The 12,571-nt window shown below is 59.4% G+C and carries 10 protein-coding genes; 6 read left to right on the top strand and 4 right to left on the bottom strand.

What is annotated here, in order from left to right:
* Positions 1–212: 212 nt before the first annotated feature.
* Positions 213–2,945, top strand: coding sequence for a DNA gyrase subunit A (gene gyrA / locus J7399_RS13220; protein ID WP_209086785.1), 2,733 nt, complete (start codon positions 213–215; stop codon positions 2,943–2,945).
* A 72-nt stretch (positions 2,946–3,017) separates the two neighbouring features.
* On the opposite strand, the gene J7399_RS13225 is transcribed toward gyrA, so the two are convergent.
* The gene (locus tag J7399_RS13225) at positions 3,018–3,788 is read right to left on the bottom strand and encodes a class I SAM-dependent methyltransferase (protein WP_209086787.1); all 771 of its coding nucleotides are present in this window, start codon (positions 3,786–3,788) and stop codon (positions 3,018–3,020) included.
* Between the two features lie 121 nt (positions 3,789–3,909).
* Between J7399_RS13225 and J7399_RS20975 the strand changes: the two genes are divergently transcribed.
* Complete coding sequence (locus tag J7399_RS20975; protein ID WP_247742880.1) at positions 3,910–5,472, top strand: YARHG domain-containing protein; 1,563 nt, start codon at positions 3,910–3,912, stop codon at positions 5,470–5,472.
* An 86-nt stretch (positions 5,473–5,558) separates the two neighbouring features.
* On the opposite strand, the gene J7399_RS13235 is transcribed toward J7399_RS20975, so the two are convergent.
* The 3 genes from J7399_RS13235 to J7399_RS13245 form a co-directional block, all read right to left on the bottom strand.
* Complete coding sequence (locus J7399_RS13235) at positions 5,559–7,034, bottom strand: carboxypeptidase M32 (protein WP_209086789.1); 1,476 nt, start codon at positions 7,032–7,034, stop codon at positions 5,559–5,561.
* Between the two features lie 29 nt (positions 7,035–7,063).
* Positions 7,064–8,215: a heme A synthase gene (gene ctaA, locus J7399_RS13240; RefSeq protein WP_209086790.1), complete on the bottom strand. Its 1,152-nt coding sequence runs from the start codon at positions 8,213–8,215 to the stop codon at positions 7,064–7,066.
* 118 nt (positions 8,216–8,333) lie between these two features.
* Entirely contained in the window at positions 8,334–9,077 is a 744-nt protein-coding gene (locus J7399_RS13245) for an RNA methyltransferase (protein WP_209086791.1), read from the bottom strand.
* 198 nt (positions 9,078–9,275) lie between these two features.
* Here J7399_RS13245 and J7399_RS13250 point away from each other — a divergent pair, with 198 nt between their 5' ends.
* The 4 genes from J7399_RS13250 to J7399_RS13265 all read left to right on the top strand — a co-directional run bounded on the left by J7399_RS13250 (position 9,276) and on the right by J7399_RS13265 (position 12,571).
* Positions 9,276–9,899 (top strand): thiamine phosphate synthase, encoded by a 624-nt coding sequence (locus J7399_RS13250; protein ID WP_209086792.1) that lies wholly within the window; start codon positions 9,276–9,278, stop codon positions 9,897–9,899.
* A 26-nt stretch (positions 9,900–9,925) separates the two neighbouring features.
* Complete coding sequence (locus tag J7399_RS13255; RefSeq protein WP_209086793.1) at positions 9,926–10,819, top strand: PfkB family carbohydrate kinase; 894 nt, start codon at positions 9,926–9,928, stop codon at positions 10,817–10,819.
* On the top strand, positions 10,816–11,718 hold the full coding sequence (locus J7399_RS13260) for a pseudouridine-5'-phosphate glycosidase (protein ID WP_209086794.1): 903 nt from the start codon (positions 10,816–10,818) through the stop codon (positions 11,716–11,718). The genes J7399_RS13255 and J7399_RS13260 overlap by 4 nt, the downstream gene beginning before the upstream one ends.
* A 145-nt stretch (positions 11,719–11,863) precedes the next feature.
* Positions 11,864–12,571 (top strand): DUF502 domain-containing protein, encoded by a 708-nt coding sequence (locus J7399_RS13265; RefSeq protein ID WP_209062971.1) that lies wholly within the window; start codon positions 11,864–11,866, stop codon positions 12,569–12,571.

Raw genomic sequence — 12,571 nt, forward strand, 5'->3', positions numbered from 1 at the left:
CTGTACCTCTGGGTTGTTTACGAATAAATTGCTCAATCAAAAGTTAAATTCTTCCCGCGTAAATTACAGAAGATTAAAAGGTGCTAGGACTTCTTCTACTCCACAAGAAGTTCTAGCATGTGAATCCAACAGCCCCATTGCACCCTACATGTCGCCTCTGATATAAGCGAGCCAACAAGATATGGACCGCCAAAAAGAAGCGAGATCGGGACTTGAGCGACACGCCGGAAACCCCTGAAAACGAAGAAGAAAACACGCATGAGCGGATGATCCACGACGGTCCTACTGTGACCATCGAGGAGGAAATGCGCGCCAGCTACCTCGACTACGCCATGAGCGTGATCGTCAGCCGCGCCATTCCAGACCTGCGTGATGGCCTCAAACCGGTGCACCGCCGCATTCTTTATGCGATGCATGAAACCGGCAACACCCACGACAAAGCCTACCGCAAATCAGCCCGTCCTGTGGGCGACGTGATGGGTAAATACCACCCCCACGGCGATGGCGCGATCTATGACGCTTTGGTGCGGATGGCACAGGATTTCTCTATGTCGCTGCCGCTGCTGGACGGTCAGGGCAACTTCGGCTCCATGGACGGCGACAACCCGGCGGCCATGCGTTACACCGAGGTCCGCATGGACAAACCGGCGGCTGCACTGCTGGCGGACATCGACAAGGAAACCGTTGATTTCCAAGACAACTATGATGGCAAAGACCAGGAGCCAACCGTGCTGCCTGCGCGCTTCCCCAACATGCTTGTCAACGGCGCAGGCGGCATTGCGGTTGGTATGGCCACCAACATTCCGCCACACAATCTGGGCGAAGTGATCGACGCCACCTTGGCGCTGATCGAAGACCCGGATCTGACCTCTGAGCAGCTCATTCAATATGTCCCCGGCCCGGACTTCCCCACCGGTGGCATCCTTCTGGGCCGCTCCGGCGCGCGCAAAGCCTATCTTGAGGGCCGCGGCAGCGTTGTGATCCGCTCCAAGACCCGCGTGGAGGAAATCCGCAAGGACCGCTACGCCATCGTCATCGACGAAATCCCCTATCAGGTGAACAAAGCCTCCATGATCGAAAAGATCGCAGAGGCCGCACGCGAAAAGCGCATCGAAGGCATCGCCCACGTGCAGGACGAGTCTGACCGCGACGGCGTGCGTGTGGTGGTCGAGCTCAAGCGCGACGCCACCGCCGAGGTGGTGCTGAACCAGCTCTTCCGCTTCACCCCGATGCAGACCCACTTTGGCTGCAACATGCTGGCCCTGAACGGCGGCCGCCCGGAGCAGCTCACCCTACGCCGCTTCCTGACCTCCTTCATCGATTTCCGCGAAGACGTGGTTGCCCGCCGCACCGCGTACCTCTTGCGCAAGGCCCGCGAACGCAGCCACATCCTCTGTGGTCTGGCCGTGGCCGTCACCAATGTGGACGAAGTGGTTGCCACCATCCGCAGCTCCGCCGATGCGGCCGAGGCGCGTGAAAAGCTGATGACCCGTCGCTGGCCAGCAGCAGAAATCGCCGGCTACATCCGTCTGATCGACGATCCGACCCACACCATGAACGACGATGGCACGTACAACCTGTCGGAAACACAGGCCCGTGCCATTCTCGAGCTGCGCCTGCAGCGCCTCACCCAGATCGGGGTGAAAGAGGTCACGGACGAACTCGAAGAACTGGCGGCTAAGATCAAGGAATACCTTGAAATTCTCGGCTCGCGCGAGCGCATCATGTCCATCATCGGTGACGAGCTGCGCGAAGTCCGTGAGAACTTCGCTGTAGAGCGCCGCACCGAAATCGTCGACTGGTCCGGCGACATGGACGACGAAGACCTGATCGAGCGCGAAGACATGGTCGTGACCGTCACCTCCGGCGGCTACATCAAGCGCACCCCGCTGGCCGACTTCCGCGCCCAGAAACGCGGCGGCAAGGGCATCTCGGGCATGCAGACCAAAGAAGAGGATGTGGTCACCACCCTCTTTGTGGCCAACACCCACACCCAGCTTCTGTTCTTCACCACCGATGGCATGGCCTACAAGCTCAAGACCTGGCGTCTGCCGCTGGGGGGCCGCACCGCCAAAGGCAAGGCGATTGTGAACATCCTGCCGATCCCGTCCGGGGTCTCCATTGCTGCGATCATGCCGGTGGACCGCCCAGAGGATGAATGGGACGATCTGCAAATCATGTTTGCGACCTCTGCGGGCACCGTGCGCCGAAACCGCCTGTCCGATTTCACCAATGTGAAATCCAACGGCAAGATCGCCATGAAGTTTGAGGATGATCACGCCGACACCAAGCTGATCAACGCCCGCATCTGTACCGAAGAGGACGATGTGATGCTGGTGACCAACTCCGGCCGCGCGATCCGCTTCCCCACCACCGAGGTGCGCGTGTTCAACAGCCGCTCCTCCACCGGTGTGCGTGGCATTCGCCTGAACGGCAATGACGAGGTGGTCTCCATGTCCGTCATCCGCCACTTCCGCGCCGAAAGCGAAGAGCGCGCCGCCTACCTCAAGATGCGCCGCGCCGTGGCTGGTCTCACCGATGATGGCGGGGATGAAGACGAGGCGCCAGCGGGCGAACTCTCTCAAGAGCGCTACGCCGAAATGTCCGCCGCCGAAAACCTGATCCTCACGATCACCGCAGGCGGCGCGGGCAAACTCAGCTCGTCTCATGACTACCCCGTGCGCGGCCGTGGCGGCCAGGGTGTGGCAGCCATGGACAAAGCCATGCGCGGCGGCGAACTTGTTGCCTCCTTCCCGGTGGAACTGGGCGATCAGATCATGCTCGCCACCTCCAAAGGCCAATCCATCCGCGTCCCTGTGGATGGCATCTCCTTCCGCTCCCGCTCTGCCGGCGGCGTCCGGGTGTTCAACACCGGCAAAGGCGAAGAAGTGGTCTCCGTGGCCTGGATCGCGGAACAAGACGACGAGGATGTGGCGGAAGAATAAACCGCCGCACCCAAGTAACACACAAGCCCCGGCGCTCACCGCGCTGGGGCTTTTTTCTGCAAAGACAGGGCGTTACGCAGGCTTCTTGAGATGCCAGACCTGCTCCATCGGATAGGTTTTGGCCCATTCCGCCGGGATCGCCGCCCGTGTGCCTTTCGCCCATTCCGGCGCATATACCTCCTGATAGCGCACCACCGCGAAACCGATCTCAGCAAAAAGTGCCATCCAATCAGCCATTGTCAGGTTGAAACACACCCCGCTTGGCTCAAACGCAACCTCCGTCCAATCCGCGCCCCACATATCCTTGTAGGGCCGATGCAACTGGCGATCACAGGGCGCGCCATTCAGGGGCGAACAGATCAGAGACAGTGGGTGGTTGCCCAGAAACACCAGTGCCCCCTCCGGCTTTAACAGCCGCCACGCCTCCCGAAGCCAAACCTCCGGCGGGCACCAGATTGCAGCGCCATATTCCGAGATTGCAAAATCAAACGATGCATCCGGCAAACCCGTCGCCTCCGCATTGCCTTCCAGAAAGTCGATTGCGGCCCCATGGGTCTGTGCCAGTTGCCGCGCTGTCGCCAATTGCTGAGGCGAGACATCAATCGCCGTCACCTCCGCCCCCCGCCGGATCATCCAGCCAGAAACATAGCCGGTGCCGCAGCCCAACTCGATTGCCGCCATGCCGCGCATGTCTTGAGGCAAAATATCCAGCGTTTCTTCAGGCGTATTCCAATTTCCCCAAACCGGTTTCTCCACAGTCCAAAGCCGCGCGCCAATCTCCTCCCAATTGGCCGCATCCGCCTCCCAGACCGCTTTATTGATCACCACATGATCCCGTGTCACCGCACCAACTCCAAACCGCACATCACCAAACCCGACCGGCAAGCTTTTCCTTGCCTCACAAACATTTCTATGCCGAAGTTCGCACAGACTATCACTGACTTTAGAAAACACCTAAATACCTATGATAAAATACCTTTCCGGCGCAGCTTTTTTGAGCGCCTGCCTCAGCCTTGTGACCACTTCTCCGGCTCAGGCCGCGACCATCATCATCAATAGCGAACTGGTTCAGGTCGATACCGACACAGAATTCTACACAGATGTTTTTGTTGACCAACTCCCAGAGAAATACGCCAAATGCCACATTCTATACAAAGGAAGCGTAGAAGGCGGCGATCTATTTAAATTCTATGATATTTCCGACTTTTTTTATGACAGTTTTTCAGAAGAGTTCCCAGAAGGAGTAACTCTTTGTCTTAATAGCCCAGGCGGAGACATGAATGCAGGGCTCGAAATTGTTACATTCTTTCGAGAGTCATACGCAGGCTTACAAACCCACGTGGCCGACGGAGACCTATGCGCCTCCGCTTGCTCTGATATTTTTCTTTCTGGTGCTGCCGTTTTTGAAGGCAAGAGTACGGAGGTCTACTCAGCCCGCTCACTTGCTCCTACAGCCAAACTAGGCGTACACGCTCCACGTATCGAGCTGCCAAGCGCGGGCGAAAGCTACGACGCTGAGAAGGTGGCAAGCGCCTATGATGATGCAATGGTAGACGCCGCACGCTTGTTTTTGATTTCGCAACAACATGATGACGAGGGAACACCCTATCTCACGCCCTATCTGTTTGCTCGAAGCATCGAAACGCCTCCTCATGAAATGTACTACGTCAGCACAGTTGCAGACGCAATTTTTTCGCAAATCCCGGTTACCGGCATATCTTATGACGTTACTCTTGATGAGGAGCTGATCGAAACGATTTGCGACAATGTCTTTCTCTATGACGATGGTGCATTTTCATGGTCTGATGCGCCCACTTGGAAATCCAATCCATTGGCCTCAATCTACGATATCTGGCCAGATTTTCTTAAGATCATCGAAGCGGAGTACCATCCGGAAACAGGGGAGCTTGATCCTTCGTTTGATGCCACTGTCACACTTGAAAGAGAAGAAGGCGCTGTCTATGGCTATCGACGCGGCTATAGAACGAGAGGCCCAGAATACGCGGAAGACTGCCTTGTCAGACTACCCACAGACGCCCCTGTCGGTACCGAGGTAAACATGGGTACAATCAGAACGATTTGGGATCTAAGGACAACCCCGACCATCGAAGTCCGGATTGGCTTGCAAACCAAACGCGGGACGTTTTTGTATCATGAACCGGGCTATATGTCTTCACCTCACGCATACTGGCAACATCTAAGCAAAAGCCGCAACGCCACCAAGCACACATATCCGGCCTTAATGATGTTCTCCTTCGGCATGAATATAAGCGACCTACCACGTTCGCCATCTCTTCTCGAAACAGCCAAGCAATCGAGCAAAGAACTGATTGACCAGGTAACTTGCGAAGACCTTTGGTATTACCGCAACCGCATCATGCACGAGTACGGCTATTGTTTTAGCTCAGAGCGCGGCATCGCTGCATTTGGCAATGAGGGCTGTCGAACCGATTCACCGGAGCTCTCATACGAAGATGCAGAAGATGTTCGCATTCTAAAAATTCTTGAGGCTGAGCGCGGCTGTTAGGCCCTGAGCTTCTCATTCTTCAAATATCCAAAAAACAAAGGGGACGCCAAAGCGTCCCCTTTTTTATCCAACATCTCCCCAAGCGCTCACAGCTTGTAGATGTCACCAAACTTCTCTTCCAGATAGGCCAGCAGCGGCTCCCCGCTTGGGGCCATACCCGTGGCATGTGCGATGGTCGCCGCAGGCTCGCGCAAACCACCGTGCTGCTGCAGGTTTTCGCGCAGCCAGCCTGTGGCCGCCGAGGTATCCCCCTGCGCCAGTTGTGCATCCAGATCCGGCACCGCCTTACGCAGCGCCTCATTCAGGCAGCCCGCATAGACGTTGCCCAGCGAATAGGTCGGGAAATAGCCAAACAGCCCCACCGACCAATGCACATCCTGCAACACACCATTGGAGGGCTTGTCCACCGCATAGCCAAAATCAGCAGCAAACCGGTCATTCCAGGCCGCTTCCAGATCATCCACCGCCAGATCGCCCAACATCAGCGCCCGCTCCAGATCAAAGCGCAGCATGATGTGCAGGTTATATTGCACCTCATCCGCCTCGGTGCGGATATAGCCGTCATTCACCCGGTTCACGGTGCCATAAAACGCCTCAGCATCCGCGATGCCAAAATCACCAAACTCCGCCTTCATCTGCTCATAGAGCCAGCCGGTATAGGCGCGCCCGCGCCCAAGCTGGTTCTCATAGATCCGGCTCTGGCTCTCATGCACGCCCATGGAGACCCCATGTCCGATCGGCGTCAGCAGGTAGTCGCGGTGAATGCCCTGCTCATAGGCCGCATGGCCCACCTCATGAATGGTGGAGTAAAAACAGTTGAACGGATCGCTCTCGCTGGTGCGCGTGGTGATGCGCACATCCAGCCCGCTGCCTGAACAGAACGGATGGGTCACACAATCAATGCGCCCATGGTCAAAATCATAGCCAAAGGATTTTGCCAGTTTGGCGGTCAGCGCCATCTGCTTGTCGCTGACAAATGTCCCGCTCAGCTTCGCCGGAGCTTCCGCCGCCAGCACCGCCGCGCGCAACGCCACCAGCCGGGGCCGCATCGCGTCAAACATCGCCGCAATCTCAGCCGCCGTCATCTCCGGCTCATAATCGTCAATCATGGCGTCATAAACATCGCCACCGGCTGCCAGCGCCTGCCCTTCCTGACGCTTCAGGCCAACAACTTCTTTCAAGGTTGGCAAAAACGCCGCCACATCCTCGTCAGAGCGCGCCTGAGCCCAAATCCCCTGCGCGCGGCTGGTGACTTTGGCAATCTCCGCCGCCAGATCCGCCGGCACTTTGGAGGTGCGCTCAAAGCTCTTTTTGATGTGGCGCAGCTGCGCACGGCCCACATCATCCAGTTGCGCCGGATCAATCTCCGCGAGCCAAGCCCCCACCTTGGGATCTGTGCGGCGCGCATGCAGCACGCTTTCCATCGCCGCCATTTCTTCGGCCCGCTGCGGCGCAGCCCCTTGTGGCATGAGCGCTTCCTGATCCCAGCCCAGACGCCCGGCCACCTGACCCAGCGCCTCTGTGGTGTGGCTGAACGCCATCAACTGCTCATATGCAGACATGTCTTTTCCCTCTCTCTCGGGTGAAATCTTCAGGCTGCGTCGCGCACCGACGTGGCAACAGGATAATGGCTCAGGAACCGGGCCCGCAGGATCAGCGCCACAACAAGCACCGCCATGATCTGATGGGTGATCGCCACATGCATATGCGCGAATGTCATCACCGTGACCACGCCCAGCACCATTTGCAAAAACACCGCTGCCAGCACCAGATTGAAGGCAAAGCGCGTGGATTTATGCGCCGATCCCTGCCCCTTGCGCCACACCACAATGGCAAAGATCATCAACAGATAGCCCCAGCTGCGGTGAATGAACTGCACCAGACCGGCGTTCTCAAAGAAATTGCGCCACGCAGGCTCGATGTAAAACGCATCCGGCGGAAACACCTGCCCCGCCATCAGCGGCCAGTCGTTAAACGTGCGCCCCGCATCAATCCCGGCCACCAGCGCGCCCAGCAGGATCTGCACAAAGGTCATATGCAAAAGCCCGGTCGACATGGAGAACTGCTTGGCCTCCTTGCCGCGCCGCGCCTGCATCAGGTCACGCTCGCTGCGCCCCAGCATAAGCACATACCAGCCAATGAAGGCGAGGATCAAAAACGCCAGCCCAAGATGGCTGGCCAGTCGATAGCTCGCCACCGTGGTGACCCCTTCACCGGAGGTCACGCCAGAGGCCACCATCCACCAGCCAATCGCGCCCTGCAGACCACCCAAAGCGCCGATCAGCAACAGCCGCCCGGTCCAGCCTGTCGGGATCTGGCGCGCCAGCGCAAAGCCGGCAAAACCCGCCGCCCAGACCAGTCCGATCACGCGGCCCAGCTGACGATGACCCCATTCCCACCAATAGATGACCTTGAAGTCCGCCAACGTCATCCAGTTGTTCTCAAGCGCCCATTGGTCGATCTGCTTGTATTTCTCAAACTCGCTCTGCCAGTCCGCCTCATTCATCGGCGGCACAGCCCCGGTCACAGGACGCCATTCGGTGATCGACAAGCCGCTGTCCGTCAGACGTGTCAGCCCGCCCACGGCGATCATCACCACCACCAGAGCAAAGAGGATCATCAGCCAGATCCGAATGCCGCGCCGCGCGCCTTTGGCACCGGCATCAATCACGCCAACAGCCTTGGGGGCCTCTTTGGGCGCCTCGCTGCCAACCTCTTCAAAAATGCTGCGTTTCTGGCTCATCGCTGCCTCCTGATCTTGCGCGCGAGCCTAATCCGGCCATACGCGCGCTGCAACCACTCAAGGGGTCCTCAATGGTACGGATAGACTATCTGTTCAGACTTGGAATTAAGGGCGAAATTCACCCTTTTTCTTTCCAGCGGACCATCTGTCGCATGACCCCATGCAGCATCTGCACATCCGCGCGCGTCAGCCGCATGCGGCTCCACATATTGCGCAGATTGATCTTCATGCCCTCCGCCTTCTCCGGCGGAAAGAAGAAACCAGCCGCGTCCAGCCGCTCCTCGTAATGGCGCTCCAGCGCCTCCATCTCGGCATGGTTGGCCCAATCCGTTTTGGTCATATCCACGCGCTCATGCACAATGTCCGCGCTCTGACGGCGCCACTCATAGGCGGTCAGCAGCACACATTGCGCAAGGTTCAGCGAGGCATATTCCGGGTTCACTGGCACATTGATGATCGCATTGGCGCGCGCGATGTCTTCGTTTTCCAGGCCAGACCGCTCCGGCCCAAACAGCACCGCCACTTTCTCGCCGCGCGCAATCATCTCTGCCGCCTGTTTCATCGCCACTTCCGGCGTCACCACCGGTTTGGTCAACCCACGTGCCCGCGCCGTGGTGGCAAAGACGTAGTGACAATCCTCAAGCGCCGCCTCGGTGGTCTCGGTCAGGAACGCCGCATCCAGCACCCGCCCCGCACCAGAGGCCATCGCCACCGCGCGCTCATTGGGCCAGCCATCGCGCGGGTCCACCACCCGCATCTTATCAAGCCCAAAATTCAGCATCGCCCGCGCTGCGCCACCGATGTTTTCCCCCATCTGTGGGCGCACAAGAACAAAGGCAGGTTGCGGTGTGGCGGATGTCATGGCTTTCTCCTGAAAAATCCGCCTGCTCATACCCGCGCGCCGCGCTCAAAACAAGCCATGCGCCTTCCTCTTGCCGCAAATATCCCCGCCGGAGGCTCGAAATCTCTTTTACACCGCCCACCTGCTGGCCAAACTCCCGATAGCCAAACCAAAAAAACCGCGCTATAGCGGCGCGATCTAGACACGAGGAACACGCGCATGGCCGAGACAGAGCTGCCCCAGATCTATCTGATCACCCCGCCAGAGATCGAACTCTCCCAGTTTCCTGATCAACTGGCCGCTGTCCTGGACGCCAGCGACATTGCCTGCGTGCGCCTTGCCCTCGCCACCCGCGACGAAGACCGCCTGTCGCGCGCCGCGGACGCGCTGCGCGAAGTGGCCCATGCCCGTGATGTGGCCATCGTGATTGACGAACATGTCCTTCTTTCCGAACGCCTCGGCCTCGATGGCGTGCACCTCACAGATGCCGCGCGCTCGGTTGCCAAAACCCGCAAGGAACTTGGCAAAGACGCCATTGTTGGCGCTTTCTGTGGCGCCTCCTCTCACGAGGGCATGACCGCCGGTGAAAACGGGGCGGACTACGTGAGTTTCGGTCCGGTCGGCACCACCCCTCTGGGGGATGGCACTTTGGCGGAAAAAGACCTGTTTGAATGGTGGTCTCAGATGATCGAAGTGCCGGTTGTCGCCGAAGGCGCGCTGGATACGGACATCATCCGCACTCTTGCGCCCTACACCGATTTCTTTGGCATCGGCGAGGAAATCTGGCGCGCCGAAAATCCGGCTGCCAAACTCAAAGAGTTCGAAGCCGCCTTCACCGCCTGATCCGCCCCCATCTCCGTGAGGTTCTCATGACCGCCACGCCTGACATTCTCTGCATCGGCTCCGTCCTCTGGGACATCATCGGCCGCGCGCCCAGCCACATGCGTCAGGGCTCGGACGTACCGGGCCGCATCTCTCGCCTGCCCGGCGGCGTCGCCTGGAACATCGCTATGACGCTCGCGCGCTTTGGCCTGCGACCTGCCGCACTTTCGGCCATTGGCCGCGACGCAGAAGGCGACGAGCTGATGACCGCCTGCCGTGAAATGGGCGCGATCATGGATCACGTCTATCGCTCCGCCGATCTGCCCACCGACACCTATATGGCGGTCGAAGGCAAAAACGGCCTCATCGCCGCCATCGCCGATGCCCATTCGCTTGAGGCGGCAGGCGATAAAATCCTGACCCCGCTTGAGGATGGCACCCTCGGCTCTGAGGCGGCGCCCTATGGCGGGCTCATTGCTCTGGATGGCAATCTCACCCAGCGCCTGCTCGATCAAATCGCCCGCAGCCCGCTGTTTTCTGCCGCCGACCTGCGCGTTGCGCCTGCCTCTCCGGGCAAGGCCGAGCGCCTGATGCCGTTCCTGATGCACTCCCGCGCGGTGCTCTATGTGAACCTTGAGGAAGCCGGCTACCTTTGTCAGACCGAGTTTACCTCGTCCGAAGCCGCCGCCGAGGGCCTTCTGGCGCGCGGCGCCGCCCGCGCCCTCGTCACCGATGGCGGAAACTCTGCCTCTGACGGGACTGCCGCAGGCATCATCACCCAACAGCCGCCTGCCGTTCTGGTGACTCGCGTCACCGGCGCAGGCGACACTTTCATGGCCGCGCACATCGTAGCCGAATCCCAAGGCGCCAGCCGCGACGAGGCGCTCTCCCGCGCCCTCACCGCTGCCGCCAAATACGTCTCTGGAGAACACGCCACATGACCCTGATCACTCTGTCCCCCGAAGTGTCTGAGGCCAAGAAAAACGGCACGCCCATCGTGGCGCTGGAAAGCACAATCATCACCCACGGCATGCCCTACCCGCAAAACCTCGAGGTGGCGCGTCAGTTGGAAAACGACATCCGTGAAAAAGGCGCAGTTCCGGCCACCATGGCCGTGATCGACGGCACCCTGCACGCAGGCCTGACCGATGCGCAACTCGAAGCACTCGCACAAGCCAAAGACGTGGCCAAAGTCAGCCGCGCCGATATGGCCGTGATCATGGCGCAGGGCCGCACCGGTGCCACCACCGTCGCTGCCACCATGATCGCTGCGCATCTTGCGGGCATCTCCGTCTTTGCCACCGGCGGCATCGGCGGTGTCCACAAAGGCGCGGAAGAGAGCTTTGACATCTCCGCTGACCTCACCGAGCTGGGCCACACCCCTGTGACCGTTGTCGCTGCGGGCGCGAAAGCCATCCTTGATGTGCCCAAAACGCTCGAAGTGCTGGAAACCAACGGCGTGCCGGTGATTGCCTATGGTCAGGACAGCTTCCCGGCTTTCTGGTCGGCGCAGTCTGACCTCGCAGCGCCCCTGCGCATGGATGACGCCGCCGCGATCGCAGCCGCCCACAAAATGCGCGGGGCCATGGGTCTGCCAGGCGGCCAGCTGGTCGCCAACCCGATTCCCGCCGCCGATGAAATCCCCGCAGCCGAGCTGGCCCCTGTGATCGCGCAGGCCACCCGCGAAGCTGACGAACAGGGCGTCACCGGCAAGGGTGTCACCCCCTTCCTGCTGCAACGCATCTTTGAGCTCACCGAGGGCCGCTCGCTGGTGGCCAATATCGCTCTGGTGCGCAACAACGCACGCCTTGCGGCAGATATCGCCGCCGCGCTGGTCTGACCGCTTTAAAATCTGCCTCCTGAGAAGGCACAAAAACGGCCGCTGCCCCGCGCGGCGGCCACATTCACTTGCCCCTAGCGTAAACGTCATTGCAGCCTCTGCCACAAATGCCTAACTAGGTATCAGAATTTGGCAGGACCCACGAATGACGACCCCATTTGACGAAGATCCAAACAAACACAAAGTTGGTTTTTTTGGCAGCCTCCGCTCCAGCTTCTTTACGGGCATCGTCGTTATTCTCCCCATCGCGCTGACCATCTGGCTGGTCTGGACCCTGATCGGCTGGGTCGACGGCTTTGTGCTGCCTCTGGTGCCAAGCACCATCCAGCCGGAGAAATACATCGGCATCAACCTGCGCGGCGTTGGTTTGATCATCTTCCTGATCTTCACCGTGCTCGTCGGCTGGATCGCCAAAGGCCTCATCGGCCGCTCCCTGATCCGCTACGGCGAAAGCCTGGTGGACCGCATGCCCGTCGTGCGCTCGATCTATTCCGGCGTCAAACAGATCGCGGAAACGGTCTTTGCCCAGAGCGAACGCAGCTTTGAAAAAGCCTGCCTGATCGAATACCCCCGCCGCGGCATCTGGGCGATTGGCTTTATCTCCACCACCGCCAAGGGCGAAGTCGCGGAGTCTGCGGCCACCACCAACGGCCTTGTCAGCGTCTTTGTCCCGACAACCCCCAACCCGACCTCCGGCTTCCTGCTGTTCTTCCCCAAGGACGACATCATCGAGCTCGAAATGTCCGTTGAGGATGCCGCCAAACTCGTGATCTCCGCCGGTCTGGTCTATCCAAACCCCAAAGATCCAAGCGCCCCCGCCGAGGAAGCCTCAAAAAAAAACCGCGCAAGCTAA

The sequence above is a fragment of the Shimia sp. R9_1 genome (assembly GCF_017743775.1).
In the GTDB taxonomy this organism is placed as follows: Bacteria; Pseudomonadota; Alphaproteobacteria; order Rhodobacterales; family Rhodobacteraceae; genus Shimia.